The organism is Streptomyces sp. NPDC005761 (genome assembly GCF_040630635.1).
Taxonomy (GTDB): domain Bacteria; phylum Actinomycetota; class Actinomycetes; order Streptomycetales; family Streptomycetaceae; genus Streptomyces.
In genome coordinates this window covers 39,714-54,395 of sequence record NZ_JBEXXX010000031.1, presented here as the reverse complement: position 1 = coordinate 54,395, position 14,682 = coordinate 39,714, and the positions used below count along the sequence as shown (strand labels likewise).

General features: G+C 72.8%; 13 protein-coding genes and 1 pseudogene. 3 read left to right on the top strand and 11 right to left on the bottom strand.

Features of this window, described 5'->3' with window-relative positions; translation table 11 throughout:
- Window positions 1–75: 75 nt before the first annotated feature.
- A complete protein-coding gene (locus tag ABZ434_RS25360) occupies window positions 76–471 on the bottom strand; it encodes a PPOX class F420-dependent oxidoreductase (RefSeq protein WP_359141152.1) in 396 nt (131 codons plus the stop codon).
- A gap of 101 nt (window positions 472–572) precedes the next feature.
- Here ABZ434_RS25360 and ABZ434_RS25355 point away from each other — a divergent pair, with 101 nt between their 5' ends.
- Window positions 573–1,085 (top strand): GNAT family N-acetyltransferase, encoded by a 513-nt coding sequence (locus tag ABZ434_RS25355; RefSeq protein ID WP_359141151.1) that lies wholly within the window; start codon window positions 573–575, stop codon window positions 1,083–1,085.
- An 11-nt stretch (window positions 1,086–1,096) separates the two neighbouring features.
- Here the strand turns inward: ABZ434_RS25355 and ABZ434_RS25350 are convergent.
- The 8 genes and pseudogenes from ABZ434_RS25350 to ABZ434_RS25315 form a co-directional block, all read right to left on the bottom strand.
- Window positions 1,097–1,363 (bottom strand): annotated as a pseudogene (locus tag ABZ434_RS25350) (Uma2 family endonuclease); the annotation flags it as partial.
- A 152-nt stretch (window positions 1,364–1,515) separates the two neighbouring features.
- Window positions 1,516–2,634 carry a phosphoserine transaminase gene (gene serC, locus ABZ434_RS25345; RefSeq protein ID WP_359141148.1) on the bottom strand — a complete coding sequence of 373 codons (1,119 nt, stop codon included), beginning with the start codon at window positions 2,632–2,634 and terminating at the stop codon, window positions 1,516–1,518.
- A gap of 115 nt (window positions 2,635–2,749) precedes the next feature.
- Window positions 2,750–3,958 (bottom strand): cytochrome P450, encoded by a 1,209-nt coding sequence (locus ABZ434_RS25340; protein ID WP_359141145.1) that lies wholly within the window; start codon window positions 3,956–3,958, stop codon window positions 2,750–2,752.
- Window positions 3,955–5,220, bottom strand: a complete 1,266-nt coding sequence (locus ABZ434_RS25335; RefSeq protein WP_359141142.1) for a cytochrome P450 — start codon at window positions 5,218–5,220, stop codon at window positions 3,955–3,957. The genes ABZ434_RS25340 and ABZ434_RS25335 overlap by 4 nt, the downstream gene beginning before the upstream one ends.
- The gene (locus tag ABZ434_RS25330; RefSeq protein ID WP_359141140.1) at window positions 5,217–5,870 is read right to left on the bottom strand and encodes an ATP/GTP-binding protein; all 654 of its coding nucleotides are present in this window, start codon (window positions 5,868–5,870) and stop codon (window positions 5,217–5,219) included. The genes ABZ434_RS25335 and ABZ434_RS25330 overlap by 4 nt, the downstream gene beginning before the upstream one ends.
- The gene (locus tag ABZ434_RS25325; RefSeq protein ID WP_359141138.1) at window positions 5,851–6,216 is read right to left on the bottom strand and encodes a DUF742 domain-containing protein; all 366 of its coding nucleotides are present in this window, start codon (window positions 6,214–6,216) and stop codon (window positions 5,851–5,853) included. The genes ABZ434_RS25330 and ABZ434_RS25325 overlap by 20 nt, the downstream gene beginning before the upstream one ends.
- Window positions 6,213–6,641, bottom strand: a complete 429-nt coding sequence (locus ABZ434_RS25320; protein ID WP_359141135.1) for a roadblock/LC7 domain-containing protein — start codon at window positions 6,639–6,641, stop codon at window positions 6,213–6,215. Before ABZ434_RS25320 ends, ABZ434_RS25325 begins: the two co-directional genes overlap by 4 nt.
- Window positions 6,638–8,128, bottom strand: a complete 1,491-nt coding sequence (locus ABZ434_RS25315; RefSeq protein ID WP_359141132.1) for an ATP-binding protein — start codon at window positions 8,126–8,128, stop codon at window positions 6,638–6,640. Before ABZ434_RS25315 ends, ABZ434_RS25320 begins: the two co-directional genes overlap by 4 nt.
- A 266-nt stretch (window positions 8,129–8,394) precedes the next feature.
- Between ABZ434_RS25315 and ABZ434_RS25310 the strand changes: the two genes are divergently transcribed.
- The gene (locus tag ABZ434_RS25310) at window positions 8,395–11,292 is read left to right on the top strand and encodes an FAD-binding and (Fe-S)-binding domain-containing protein (RefSeq protein ID WP_359141130.1); all 2,898 of its coding nucleotides are present in this window, start codon (window positions 8,395–8,397) and stop codon (window positions 11,290–11,292) included.
- 45 nt (window positions 11,293–11,337) lie between these two features.
- Here the strand turns inward: ABZ434_RS25310 and ABZ434_RS25305 are convergent, their stop codons facing one another.
- Complete coding sequence (locus ABZ434_RS25305; RefSeq protein WP_359141127.1) at window positions 11,338–12,522, bottom strand: serine hydrolase domain-containing protein; 1,185 nt, start codon at window positions 12,520–12,522, stop codon at window positions 11,338–11,340.
- A 78-nt stretch (window positions 12,523–12,600) separates the two neighbouring features.
- Window positions 12,601–13,512 (bottom strand): LysR family transcriptional regulator, encoded by a 912-nt coding sequence (locus tag ABZ434_RS25300; protein ID WP_359141124.1) that lies wholly within the window; start codon window positions 13,510–13,512, stop codon window positions 12,601–12,603.
- Window positions 13,513–13,683: 171 nt separating this feature from the next.
- On the opposite strand from ABZ434_RS25300, the gene ABZ434_RS25295 reads away from it, so the two are divergent.
- Window positions 13,684–14,637, top strand: a complete 954-nt coding sequence (locus ABZ434_RS25295; protein ID WP_359141121.1) for an EamA family transporter — start codon at window positions 13,684–13,686, stop codon at window positions 14,635–14,637.
- The last annotated feature ends 45 nt before the right edge of the window (window positions 14,638–14,682 follow it).

The window sequence follows — 14,682 nt, the reverse complement described above, 5'->3', positions numbered from 1 at the left end:
CTGCCGCGTCATCGCTCCCCCGTCGGTCGGCAACAGGATCAACCTACCGAGTGGTGGGGCGACGTGAGCGAGGAATCAGGCCTCGATCGGCCGGATCTCGTAGTGCAGGGTCCGGTCCCGCTTGATCCTGTGCGCGAGCGGGACGAGGACGCCCTGCACGACCGGGTGCTTGCGGGACATCATCCGGGCGGCGTGCGTGTTCTCCTTCGACCCGGCCTGGAGGAGGCGGGCATGCGCGGTGATCTGCGGCCCCGTCGGCCGGCCGCGCAGTGTGCACGGGCCGATCTGCACGACGGGGTGGTTGCGCATCCGCTCCACCTTCCACGCCGAGGAGAACGTACGGATGTAGGCATGGTCGCCCTCGACGGCGATGTTGACGGGGGTGTGCGCGTGCGTCCCGTCCTGTCGCCGCGTGCTGAGCAGCACGGCGTACTGCTTCACGAACGGCTTCAGCTCGGTGACCGTCTTCATACCTTCCATGGTCCGCGGCCACGGCGTCGTGTCATCCGCGCGGGCGGTGCGGAACAAGCGTTTCGCAGGCGGTGACGGGCCCGGCGTAGGGTCGTCGCCCTATGACGACGACGAACCACGGGCCCGCGCCCTTCGCCACCGCCCGCCTCGATGCCCTGCCGCTGCGGGTGGCGTACGCGGAGGAGATGGCGACCGTGCTCGCCGACCCGGCCCTGCACACCTTCACGGGCGGCGCCCCGGAGTCGGCCGAGGAACTGCGGGCCCGATACGAGCGGCAGACCGCCGGTTCGCCCGACCCGGACGAGCTCTGGTGGAACTGGGTGCTGCGGATCCGGGACGAGGACTGTCCGGCGGGCTATGTGCAGGCCACGGTGCGTGGGTCGCGGGCGGAGATCGCCTGGGTGATCGGGGCCGGGTGGCAGGGGCGCGGCTATGCCAAGGAGGCGGCGGTGGGCCTGGTAGCGCATCTGCTGGACGCCGGAGTGCTGCGTACGGTCGTCGCGCACATCCACCCGGACCACGCCGCGTCCGCTGCGGTGGCCGCCGCGGCCGGGCTCGTGCCGACCGGTGAGTGGGATGACGGCGAGGAGCGGTGGCGGATGGGGGAGCGGTGAACGCTGTGTCCTCAATCGCCGGACGGGCTTGATTTCGCCCGCCCCGCGTTGATCAGCTCGGCGACGTCCAGGACCACCTCGGCGCCGATCGAGTCGGGGAGCGGGGCTTCCTGACCGGGGGCGTACACCTCGTGGCGGTCGTACCCACCGGCCAGGGGCTCCGTCAGGACGTGGACCCGGCTGTGCTTGCGGTCGACGATCGCGTAGACGGGGATCCTCGCCTCGGCGTACGCGGCGACCTTGTGTCGCAGGTCGCCGGTGTAGTTGCTGGAGCAGACATTGCGGGCCTTCTGGAATGGCTGGTGTCGAGAGCATCCTCGTAGGGCGGCACGGCCGCAGAGCGTGTTTCCGGCATATGCCGCTCGGCCGGGTGAAACAGAAACGGCCCTGCACACCTCGCGGTGCGCAGGGCCGTTTCGGGACGTAGGGCCTACAGCTTCTCGATCACGTAGTCGATGCACGCCGTCAGCGCCTGCACGTCCGACGGGTCGATCGCCGGGAACATCGCCACGCGCAGCTGGTTGCGGCCCAGCTTGCGGTACGGCTCCGTGTCGACGATGCCGTTGGCGCGCAGGGCCTTGGCGATCGCGGTGGCGTCGATCTCGTCCGCGAAGTCGATCGTGCCGATGACCTGCGAGCGCTTCGCCGGGTCCGTGACGAACGGGGTCGCGTACTTCGACTCCTCGGCCCAGCCGTACAGGTGGCCGGAGGAGGCGGCCGTGCGGCCGGTCGTGAAGTCCAGGCCGCCCTGGGAGTTCATCCAGGTCAGCTGCTCGTTCAGCAGGAAGAGCGTGGCGAGCGCCGGCGTGTTGTACGTCTGGTTCTTCAGGGAGTTGTCGATCGCTGTGGGCAGCGAGAAGAACTCCGGGATGTGCCGGCCGGAGGCGTGGATGCGCGCCGCGCGCTCCAGGGCCGCCGGGGAGAAGACGCCGATCCACAGGCCGCCGTCGGAGGCGAAGGACTTCTGCGGGGCGAAGTAGTAGACGTCCGTCTCGGCGATGTCGACCGGCAGGCCGCCCGCGCCGGAGGTGGCGTCCACCAGGACGAGGGAGCCTTCGTCGGCGCCCGCGACGCGCTTGATGGGCGCGGCGACACCGGTCGAGGTCTCGTTGTGGGTGAAGGCGTAGACGTCGACGCCCGCCTCGGCCTCCGGGTCCGGGTGGGTGCCCGGGTCGGAGGCGATGACGGTCGGGTCGGCCAGCCACGGGGCGAGCTTCGCGGCCTTCGCGAACTTCGACGAGAACTCGCCGAAGTTGAGGTGCTGGGACTTCGACTCGATCAGACCGTGCGTCGCGATGTCCCAGAAGGCGGTGGAGCCGCCGTTGCCCAGGATCACCTCGTAGCCCTCGGGGAGGGAGAAGAGGTCGCGCACGCCGTCACGTACCGCGCCGACCAGGTTCTTCACCGGGGCCTGGCGGTGGGACGTACCGAGCAGAGAGGTACCGGTGGCGGCCAGCGCGTCGAGCGCCTCCGTCCGCACCTTGGAAGGACCGGCGCCGAAGCGTCCGTCGGCGGGCTTGATGTCAGCGGGAATCTGGATGTCGGCCACGAGTCGGAGCGTAGCCGCTCGGTGCGGCGGCTACGCACCCTGTCCGTCGGATGAGACAGGGATCCGACTCGTGGATCTTGGAGGTATGTCCGTACGGAGTACTGGTCAGCCCCCGTCAGCCCAGTTCGACCGGGAGGTCGAACAGGTCGTTCTGGGTGACGATCGGCTTGTTGCGCAGCTCGGCGGCCGGCACGGCCAGCTCCAGCTCCGGGAAGCGCTCGTAGAGGGCGGGGAGCGCCACTCCGGCCTCCAGGCGGGACAGGGCCGCGCCCGGGCAGACGTGCGGGCCGTGGCCGAAGGCGATGTGGCGGTTGGGGGAGCGGGTCGCGTCGAACTCACCGGCGGTCGGTCCGTACTGCGCCTCGTCCCGGCCCAGTGCGCCGAAGGAGACGATCAGGGCCTCGCCCTTGGGAAGGACCTTGTCACCGACCTCGACGTCCTCGGTCGCGAAGCGGATCAGGACGTGCGAGGTCGGGGTGTTCCAGCGCAGCGTCTCCTCGATCACGTTCTCCCACGGCAGCTCGCCGTTCAGGACCTGCTTGCGCTGCTCGGGGTGGGTCTCGAGAGCGACGACGGCGTTCACGATCAGGCTGATCGTCGTCTCGTGACCCGCCGCGATGATCAGCTGGAGGGTGTTGACGATCTCCTCGTTGCTGAGGTGGTCGCCGTCCTCGGAGGCCGCGATCAGGGCGCTGGTCAGGTCGTCGCCCGGCTCGGCCCGCTTCGCGTCCACGATCTTGGTGAAGAGCGCGCCGAGGTCCGCCATCATCTGCGGGACCTCCTCCGGCGGCGTCTGCGTCGAGAAGAACTTCTCGAAGAGTTCCTTGAGGCGGGGGTGGTCCGCGCCGTCGACACCCATCAGCTCGCTGATCACGTTCATCGGCAGCGGGTAGGCGAACTCGGCCTTCAGGTCGACCCTCTCGCCCTTGGGCAGGGCCGCGAGGCGGTCCAGGCTCGCGGTCGTCAGCGCCTCGATGCCCGCGCGCAGCCGCTCCACCCGCTTCACGGTGAGGGCCTGCGCGACCAGGGTGCGCAGCCGGCGGTGGTCGGCGCCGTCCACGGTCAGCATCGAGCGGCCCGGGTTGGCCAGGCCGATCAGCGGCCAGTCCATCGGGATCTCGCCGCGCTGCCAGGCACCCCAGACGTTGATGTCCTTCACGATCCGGGAGTCCGTCAGCAGCTGCCGGGCCTCCGCGTGGTGCGTGACCGCGTAGCAGTGCACCCCGCCGGGCAGCTCCACCTCGGCGAGCGGGCCCGCGGCGCGCAGGGCGGCGCTCTCGCCGTCCAGATCGGCGACGAACGGGTCGAGGGCGATGCGGGTCATATCTGGCCTCCGGGGGCGGATCCTGTGGCGGGGGTGGGCGTGAAGGCGACGGGCAGGTCCGTCAGGCCCCGCAGCCACGGGGAGGGGCGCCGGGTGAGCTGCTCGGCGGGGACGTCCAGGTCGATGTCCGGGAGACGGTCCAGGAGGACCTCGATCCCGGTACGGGCGATGACCTCGGCGGTCTCCTGGGCCGGGAACGGGCAGCGGTGCTCGCCGTGGCCGAAGGAGAGGAACGCGTTGTTGCCGCCGGTCAGCGCGGAGCCGTCGGTGCGCACCTGCGGGTCGGAGTTGGCCGCGGCGATGCCCAGGAGCAGCAGGTCGCCCGCCTGGATGTGACGCCCCCCGAGGTGGGTGTCGCGCGAGGCCCAGCGGCCGGCGACGTTCTGTGTCGGGGTGTCCTCCCACAGCACCTCGTTCATGGCCTCGGCGACGCTGTGCCGGCCGCCGGAGAGGGACGCGGCGAAGCGGTCGTCGGTGAGCATCAGCCGCAGCGAGTTGCCCATCCAGTCGGCGGTCGGCTGGTGGCCGGCGGCCATCATGACCATGAGGTCCTGGGCGACCTCCTCGTCCGTGAAGCCGCCGGGGTCGGCCAGCATCCGGGTGGCGACGTCGTCGGCCGGCTCGGCGTGCTTGTCGGCCAGCAGCTGGAACATGGACGTGCCGAGGTGCTGCTGGCCGGCCAGGGCGCGTTCCCGGCCGTCGATCATGTCGTTGATCGAGCCGACGAGCGCGTCGCCGACCGCGTCGCTGAAGCCGTAGATCCTGGCCAGGACACGGGCGGGGAGCAGCATCGCGTACTCGGCGATGATGTCGGTCGAGCCCTTGGAGCAGAACCGGTCGATCAGTGCGTCGGCGAACTCCTCCGCGTACCGCTTGAGGGCGAACGGGTCGACCGCCTCCAGGGCGTTGCTGATCATCCGGGCGCGCTCGACGTGGCGGGGGCCGACCGTGTAGAGGATCGACGGCTGCTTGCGGCCGATCATCGGAAGCAGCGGCCAGCCGTCGGGGATGCGCTCCCACTGGCTCCAGAGATCGGAGTCGCGGCTGAACAGCACCGGGTCGCTGGTGACCTGGTGCAGTTCGCGGTAGCCGAGGATCAGCCAGGCCGGGATGTCGCCGTCCAGGACGACGGGTGCGACGGCGCCGTGGTCGCGGCGCATCTCCCGGTACAGCTGGGTGGGTTCGGTCTGGAACCGGGGCCCGGACAGGGGCGCGCGTCCGTGCGCGGGGCAGCCCGGGGGCGGCTCGGGGGGCTGGGTCACGGGGTGGGCTCCGGGGTCTTCTCCGGAGCGGTTTCCGGACGGGCGGCGGCGGAGGATGAGCTGACCGTCCCCCGCGAGAGGGCGTAGAGGTGCTCCACCAGGGTGATCAGGACGTATTTGCTGGAGGAGCGGTCCCGGGCGTCGCACTCCACGAGCGGTACGTCGTCCGAGAGGGCGAGCGCCTCGCGGATCTGCTGCTCGGTGTGGAGCGGGCCGCCGAAGTCGTTGCACGCCACGATGAACGGCGTGCCGTGGTGCTCCAGACGGTCGATGGCGTACCAGGAGTCGGCGAGGCGCCGGGTGTCGACGAGCACGACCGCGCCGAGCGTCCCGGAGAACAGCCGGTCCCACAGGTACCAGAAGCGTTCCTGGCCGGGTGCGCCGAAGAGGTAGAGCACCGAGCGGGCGTCGAGCGTGATCCGGCCGAAGTCGAAGGCGACGGTGGTGGACGTCTTCGACTGCACCCCGTCGAGGTGGTCGACGGCCTCGCCCGCGCGGGTCATGGTCTCTTCCGTGTTGAGCGGACGGATCTCGCTCACGGATCGGACCATGGTGGTCTTGCCGACCCCGAAGCCGCCGACGACGACTATTTTCAGTCCGTTGTCGGCCGTGGCCTGCAGGGCGGCACGGTCAGAGGTTGCGGAGTCCAACGAGCACCTGTTCCAGGATGTCGGGGTCGGGGAGCCGGTCCGCGACACGGGCTGTACGGGGGTGGCGGGCGCTGATCCGGCCGGTGTCGAGCAGATCGCACAGCAGGATGCGCACGATGCTGACGGGCAGGTTCAGTCCGGCGGCGAGTTCGACGACGGCGGTGGGCCGTTCGCACATGCGCAGGATCGTGACGTGCTCCGACTGCATGCCGGGGGCCGGCTCGCATTCGGAGACGACCAGGGTCACCAGGTCGAAGGCGGCCGAATCGGAGCGGCTGCGGCCACCGGTGAGGGTGTACAGCCGGTCCGGGTCGTCGTCCCGGCCGGGGCGGAGGCGGGGAGTCATACGGTCGCGGTTTCGGAGGCCTGGGCGGGCTCGCGCGGCGGGGCGACGAGGTGCTCGCCGAGCTGCTCGACGAGCTCGCTCATGTTGTGGCCGACGAGGCCGACGTCGGCGTCCTCGGAGGCGACGACCGCGAGGTGGGCGCCTGCACCGGCCTCCACGATGAACAGCACGCCGCCGTAGAACTCGGCCATCGCGGAGCGTACGCCGCCGGTGCCGTCACCGAACTCGACGGACGCACCGTGCGAGAGGCTCTGGATTCCGGCCGAGATCGCGGCCAGCTGGTCCGCCTGGTCGACGGAGAGCTCGGGGGTACGGCACAGCTTGAGGCCGTCCCTGGACAGCACGAGGGCGTGACGGGCGCCGGGGGTGCGCTCGAGGAGCCCCTCCAGCAGCCAGTTGAGCTTCTCGTCGGTGGTCGCGGTCATCGGGTGTTGCCTTCCGGGTGCGGGGAGTTGGGCCGTACGGCCTGGCGGAAGCTGCTGAAGCGGGCTGCCTGGGCCTTGGCGTCGGACGTACTGGGCCGGGGGGTGGAGCCGTCGGCCGTATCGGCCTCCGACGCTTCGGAGGCCACCCGGGCGCGGGACTCGGCGGCGGCCAGGGTGCGGCCGCGCGAGCGCTTGGGCAGGCCGCTCTCGCCGAACCGGGGGAGGCCGCCGGTGGTCTCCGAGCCGGAGTCGGAGCGCAGGGGCTCCTGGGCGCGGGCCGTGCCGGCGGTCGCGCCGGGGGACGCGTCCGTGCGGTCGGCGACGGGCGCGTGGACCGGCTCCGGCTCGCGCGGGGCGGGGGCGGCCGGCTCGGCCGCGGGCTCGGGCGCCGGCATCGGGGTGCGGGTGATGATCTCCTGGGGGAGCATCATCAGCGCGCCCGTGCCGCCGCGCGCGGAGGGCCGGAACGACACGGTCAGACCGTGCTTGCGGGCGAGGCGGCCGACGACGGCGAGGCCGAGGCGGGTGCCGGAGAGGCCCGTCAGGTCCTGGTGCGTGGCGGAGACGGCCCGTTCGGCGCGGCGCAGCTGGACGTCGCTCATGACCAGACCGCTGTCCTCGACGGTCAGCACGATGCCGGCCGGGACCTCCTCCACGTACACGTGGACCTCGGCGGTGGGCGGCGAGAAGTTCGCTGCGTTGTCGAGGAGCTCGGCCAGCGCGTGCATGACTCCCTCGGCCGCGTGGCCGGCGATGGCGACGTCGCTGGTCGAGTGGAGACGGATGCGCTGGTATCCGCTGATCCGGCCCATCGCGCCCCGCAGGATGGACTCCATCACGATCGGCTTCGCCCAGCGCCGTCCGGAGCGGGCGCCGGTCAGCACGGCGATGGAGTCGGCCAGCCGGCCCGCCTGGGCGGTGCGGTGGTCCAGGTGCAGCAGGTCGCCGAGGACGTCCTCGGCGGAGTGCCGGTGTTCCATGTCGCGCAGGTCGGCGAGCATGCTGGTGGCCAGGGCCTGCATCCGGCCCGCGGCGTTGGCGCAGGCGGCGACGGCGGCGGAGCGCTCGGTCTCGCTGCGGGAGGCGCGGGCCTTGAGGCGCGCGTTCTCGGCGGTGAGCTGCTCGGCGCCGGCCGCGGCCTCCTTGACGACGCGGGCCGTCTCGGCGGCCGCAGCTGCCTTGATCCGGGCGGTCTCGGCGGTGAACCGCTGGGCGTCGGCGGCGGACGCCGACACCATCCGCGAGGTCTCGGCGGTGAACCGGCCGCTCTCGGCGGCAAGCATCTCGCGCAGCCGGCGCGCGGTGAGGCGGGCGTGGACGGCGGTGGCGACGGCGGCGGAGAGCAGCACTGCGGCGGCGCTCGCCCCCCAGGCCACTGCGGTCCTGGCCGAGTCGGGAGCGACGGCGGTCGCCCACAGACACAGGGATCCGGTGAGGGCCACGGTGACCAGCAGGGCCAGTGCGGTCGGCCGGGTTGAGGGGCGCAAGCGGAGTCCTTGGGGGGCGGACGGTGATGGATGGGACGGTTCGGGCGAGTCGTGACGGTGATGATCAAATGTGACAACTGGAACAGAAGATTCCCAGACAAGTCTGGGTCACTATATGAGAATTGACGATCTGTTTGGGAAGAACTTGTGGTGTTCTCTGTTCCATTTGTATGTGCGGACCCGGCATATTCCGACGTATTGACGTAATCGGCGGAAACGCGCGGGGTCGCCGCACGCGCCGGCCGGGCCGACGGCATCCTGGCCGGATGGCATCCGGCAACGCTCCCCACGAGGGCACTCGCACCGCACTCGCCCGTGACCTGCGCGCATCCGTACGGGGCGAGGTCGCGTTCGACGCCACGGCCCGGGCCCTGACGACGATGGACGCCTCCAACTACCGCCGGGTGCCGCTCGGAGTCGTCGCCCCGCGCGACGCCGACGACATCGCCGCCGCGCTCGCCGTCTGCCGGGCGCACGGCGTGCCCGTCGTTCCGCGCGGCGGGGGCACATCCATCGCCGGGCAGGCCACCGGCACCGGCGTCGTCCTCGATCTCACCCGCCACCTGCGGACCGTCGTGGAACTGGACGCCGGCTCCCGCACCGCCCTGGTCCAGCCCGGCGTCGTCCTGGACGACCTGCGGGCGGCCGCCGCCCCGCACGGGCTGACCTTCGGACCGGACCCCTCCACCCACAGCCGCTGCACCATCGGCGGCATGATCGGCAACAACTCCTGCGGCTCGCACTCCGTCGCCTGGGGCACCACGGCCGACAACGTCCACGCCCTGACCGTCGCCCGCTACGGCGGTGACACCCTGCGCCTGGAGCGGGGCGCCGAAGGTCCCGCGGGGCTCCACGACCTGGTCGCCTCCCACCTCGCCCTCCTGCGCACCGGATTTCCCGAACTCCCGCGCCGCATCAGCGGATACGCGCTGGACGCCCTGCTGCCCGAGAACGGGCCCGACCCCGCCCGCGCCTTCTGCGGCAGCGAGGGCACGCTCGGCGTGGTGACGGAGGCGACGCTGCGGCTGGTCGAATCACCCGCCGCCCGCGCACTCGCCGTCCTCGGCTACGCCGACGAGTCCGCGGCCGCCGAGGCCGCCCCGGGCCTCCTGCCCTTCCGCCCGCTGACCGTGGAAGGCATGGCCGCCGACCTCGTACGCGAACCGGCCGGGCTGCCCCGCGGCGCGGCCTGGCTCTTCGCCGAGACCGGCGGCGCCACCCCGGCCGAGGCCCGCGCGCACGCCGAACGCATCGTGCGGGCCGCGTCCGCGGACGCGGTGGACGGCGTCGTTGTCACCGACCCGGCCGGGCAGCGGGCCCTGTGGCGGATCCGCGAGGACGCGGCCGGGACAGCGACGCGGATCTGGGGGTCCCCGCAGGAAGGAGTCCCTGAGGGCGGAAGTGAGGCCTGGCCCGGCTGGGAGGACTGTGCCGTGCCGCCCGCCCGGCTCGGCGCCTACCTCCGCGACTTCCGGGCCCTGCTCGCCGAGCACGGTCTGCGCGGCACCCCGTACGGCCACTTCGGCGACGGCTGCATCCACGTCCGCATCGACTTCGACCTGCTGAGCGGCGCGGGCGTGGCCCGCTTCCGCCGCTTCTCCGAGGACCTCGCCTCGCTCGTCGTCGCCCACGGCGGCTCCCTGTCCGGCGAACACGGCGACGGACAGGCCCGCGCCGAACTGCTGCCCCGGATGTACGGAGACGAACTCGTCGCTCTCTTCGCCCGGTTCAAGGACCTCTGGGACCCCGACGGCGGCATGAACCCGGGCATGCTGACCCGCCCGGCCCGCCTCGACGAGAACCTCCGCTTCGCCGTGCTCCCGAAGAAACCGGTCGACGTCGCGTTCGGCTACCCGCACGACGGCGGCGACTTCTCCGCGGCCGTGCGCAGGTGCGTCGGGGTCGCCAAGTGCCGTACGGAGCAGACCTCGGGCCCGTCCGTGATGTGCCCCTCGTTCCGCGCGACGGGCGAGGAGGCCCACTCCACCCGCGGCCGGGCCCGGCTGCTCCACGAGATGCTGGCCGGGACCGCGGGCGGAGTGATCACCGACGGCTGGCGTTCGACGGAGGTACGGGACGCGCTGGACCTGTGCCTGTCCTGCAAGGGCTGCCGCAGCGACTGCCCGGTGGGCGTCGACATGGCCACGTACAAGGCGGAGTTCCTGCACCACCACTACCGCGGCCGGCTGCGCCCGGCGGCGCACTACGCGATGGGGTGGCTGCCGCGGTGGCTGCGCCTCGCGTCCCCCTTCGCGGGCGCGCTGAACGCCCTGGCCCGGGTGCGTCCGCTCGCGGCCCTGGCCAAGCGGGTGGCCGGCATCGCGCCGGAGCGCGCGCTCCCGGTCCTGGCCCGGGAGACGTTCACGCGCTGGCTCCTGCGCCGCCAGGGCAAGGGGACGCGTCTCTTCTCCCGCGACCAGGTGGCCCTCGTCTGGCCCGACACCTTCACCGAGCACCTCTCGCCCGAGGTGGGCCGGGCGGCGGTCCGCGTGCTGGAGGCGGCGGGACGGACGGCCCTGACGCCCGGCAGCGGTCTGTGCTGCGGCCTCACCTACGTCTCGACCGGCCAGCTGGACCGGGCCCGCACGGTGATGCGCCGCACGCTGGACCGGCTGGGCGGCATGCTGGGCGTCCCCTTGGTCGTCCTGGAGCCGAGCTGTGCGGCCACGCTGCGCACGGACCTCCCGGAGCTCCTGACCGATGACCCCCGCGCCGCCGAACTCGCCGCCTCGGTGCGTACGTTGGCCGAGTACCTGGAGGAGTACGCCCCCGGCTGGGAGCCCCCGTACCTGGACCGCGCGGTCACCGGCCAGACGCACTGTCACCAGCACGCGGTCCTGGGCGATGCCGCGGATCGCAGGATGCGTGAACGGGCCGGGCTGAGCGGCGAACTGGCGGGCGGGTGTTGCGGCCTGGCGGGCAACTTCGGCTTCGAGCGCGGCCACTGGGAGGTGTCGGTGGCCTGCGCGGAGGAGCAACTGCTGCCGGCCGTACGGAAGGCGGGCCCGGGGGCGGAGATCCTGGCGGACGGCTTCTCCTGCCGGACGCAGCTGTCCCAGGTGGGGGACGTGCGGGCGAGACACCTCGTGGAAGTGCTGGCGGAGGGGCTGGAGGCGGGGGCGCCGCCCCCGGGCGCCCCTACCTCAGCCGGCGGAGGGGGCTGAACCGCCCGCCCCCAGCCGGCGGAGGGGGCCCAACTTCCGCTTTCCTCAGGCGGCGGCGGGGTCCGAGCCGGTCGAGGGGCTTGATTGCGCGGCCTCCACCACTGCCGCCACCAGACGCGCGTTCTCGGGCGCGGCCCCGCCCGGGTACGCGAAGCGCCGGCGCGTGTAGCCGTACGCGATCCCGCTCGCCGGGTCCGCGAACGCCTGCGAGCCCACCGCGCCGCAGTGGCCGAACGCGCCGTCGCCGAGGGACGGGTAGACCATCTGCGGGCGCTCGAAGCCGAGCCCGAAGTGGTCCGTCTCCTCGGTCACCCGGTCGATGCCGGTGAGGCCGGGGCGCGCGAACTCGGCACGCGTCTCCGGCGCGAGGAGGGCGGGGCGGCCGGCGAATTCCGAGAGCGTGGCCGCGTACATCCCGGCCAGTGCGCGGGCCGAGCCGACGCCGCCCACGGAGGCCGGGCCGAGCGCCCGTACGGACGGCGTGTTGATCCACTCGACCAGGTCCGTCCGCACGTTGAAGGCCACCGCCTGCAGGCTCTCCGGGTCGGACGGGCGTGCGGCGATCTCCGCCGCCTGCTCCGGTGTGGGGTTCATGGGCCGGACGGGAACGTAACGGGGTTCGAGCCCGGCGGGCTGCCCCAGATGGAGGTCCAGGCCGTACGGGGCACGGACGCGCTCCTCGAACAGCTCCTGGATCGTACGCCCCGTGGCCCTGCGCACCACCTCGCCGGTGAGCGCGCCGATCACCAGCGCGTGGTACCCGTACTCCTTGCCGGGCTCCCAGAAGGGGGCCTGCGCCGCCAGCCGGGCGGCGATCACCCGGTCGTCCGCCAGGTCCGCGTCGGGGAATCCGCCCTCGATGCCGATCACGCCGGAGCGGTGGCCCAAGAGCTCCCGCAGGGTCAGCGCCCCCTTGCCCTCGGCGGCGAATTCCGGCCAGTACGAGGCGACCGTGCGCTCCAGGTCGAGCGTGCCGTCCTGCACGAGCAGGGCGACGACGAGGTGGGCGGCGCCCTTGGTGGACGAGAAGACCGCGGGCAGGGAGTCGCCGTCGATCCCGTCCCCCGCCCAGAGGTCGACGACGAGCCGGCCGTCCCGGTACACGGCGAGCTGTGCGCCCGGTTCGTTGTGCTCCTCGGTCAGTACGGCGGAGAACTCGTCCCGGACCCTCTCGTAACCTGCGGCGACGGTGCCGTGCACGGTGATGTTCCCGGAGCTGTGGTCCGACATGGTGTCCCCCTTCGGTGGGCGTGCCGCGCACGCCTCTCTCACCGGGCTGCAACCGCACGCCCACGCACGGGAATTCCCTCACGCACCGGCGTCCCGTGCCACGATCTCGCGCGCCAGCGCGGCGAGCTCGGCGAGGGCCGGATGGCCGGGTGCGTCACGGCGGGCGAGCACCACCGGCAGGGCCGGGGCGTCCACGAGCGGGCGGTAGGCGACCCCGGCGTGCGGGTGCATGCCGGCGGTCGACGCGGCCGAGACCCCGGTGCCCCGCCCCGCCGCGATGGCGGCCAGCCAGTCGTCGGTGTTGGCCACGGTCAGCGTGGCGGAGGGGCGGGCGGACGGCGGCCACAGTTCGGGGGTGGTGGTGCCGGAGACGGTGTTCAGGACGACGGTGCCGGTGGCCAGATCGGCCAGCCGGAGCGTGGTGCGGGCCGCGAGGGGGCCGTCCGCCGCCACGGCGGCCACCCGCTGCTCCTCGTACAGCACCTCGGTGACGAGCCCCGGCGCTTCGACGGGGCCGCGCAGCAGTGCGGCGTCGACCTCGCCGCGGGTCAGTCCGGCGGTGCGGTCGTCGATCCGGCGGAGTTCCAGCGGGGTCTGCGGATGGCGCTCCTGCCAGCCGCGCAGCAGCGGGGTGGTGTACCGCCCGAACGCGGACCAGGCGTGTCCCAGCCGCAGCGGCCATCTGCGCATCCCCTCGGCATCGGTCGCCGCGTCGAAGGCGGCGACCGCCGCGGCCGCCCGGTCGCGGAAGGCGACGCCCTCGGGGGTGAGGCCGAGGTGGTGGGTGGAGCGGTCGACGAGCCGGAGGCCGAGGTGGCGCTCCAGGGCGGCCAGGGTGCGGGAGACGGCGGGCTGGGTGAGCCCGAGACGGGCGGCCGCCCGGGTGATGCTGGACTCGTCCGCGACGGCGAGGAAGGCCCGCAGGTGGCGGATCTCGATGGCGCGGCCAGTGTTCCCGCCGGTCCCGCCCGCGCTCTGTCCCGTGCTCATGCGTGTGGAGCATAACGGGAGCCCATCAGGCATTTCACGCGCCGCGCGCAGGTCCTTACGGTGGAGAGATGCACGGGCGGAGTTGAGTGCAGTATGTTCAATCCCGTAGTGCAGTGTGTTGCACTGCCGCCCCATGACCCGTACGCGCGAACCCCGAAGGACAGGCCACAGGTGAACGACCAGGGCACCGCCGCGGAACCGGCCGCGGCCATCACCGTCCCCGAGGCGGTCACCGCGCTCGGTGAGCAGGGCGCCGCTGCTCGCGCCGCGGGGCGCAGGGCCGCGCTCGCCCCGGTCGCGCTGGTGGTCGCGGGCGGGCTCTCCGTCCAGTTCGGCTCGGCGGTCGCGGTGCTGCTGATGCCGAAGGCCGGAGCGCTCGGAGTCGTCACCCTGCGGCTCGCCGCGGCGGCCCTCGTCCTGCTCGTCGTCTGCCGCCCGAAGCTGCGCGGCCACTCGCGCGCCGACTGGGGCACGGTGGTGGCCTTCGGTCTCGCCATGGGTGCCATGAACACGCTCTTCTACCAGGCTGCCGACCGCATCCCGCTCGGCGCCGCCGTGACCCTGGAGGTGCTGGGGCCGCTCGCCCTGTCGGTGTTCGCCTCGCGCCGCCTCGTCAACGTGGTCTGGGCCGGCCTCGCGCTCGGCGGAGTGCTGCTGCTGAGCGGCGGGGGCTTCGACCGGCTCGATCCGGTGGGTGCCGCGTACGCGCTCGCCGCCGGTGCCATGTGGGCGGCGTACATCATCTTCAGTGCCCGCACCGGCCGCCGTTTCCCGCAGGCCGACGGGCTGGCCCTGGCGATGGTGGTGGCGGCCGTGCTCTCGCTGCCGCTCGGCATCATGGAGTCGGGATCGAAGCTCCTCGTCCCGTCCACGCTCGGCCTCGGCGCCGCCGTCGCGCTGCTGAGCTCGGTCCTCCCGTACACCCTCGAACTCATGGCCCTGCGCCGGCTGCCCGCGCCGACCTTCGCGATCCTGATGAGCCTGGAACCCGCCATCGCGGCCACGGCCGGCTTCCTCATCCTGGACCAGGCACTGTCCACGACGGACGCCCTGGCCATCGCGCTGGTCATCGGCGCGAGCATGGGCGCGGTGCGCAGTCAGGTACGGGGTGCCGGCAAGCGGTGACGCGAGGCGCGGGCGGATGATCTCGTTCCGGCTGTGTGTGCGGGA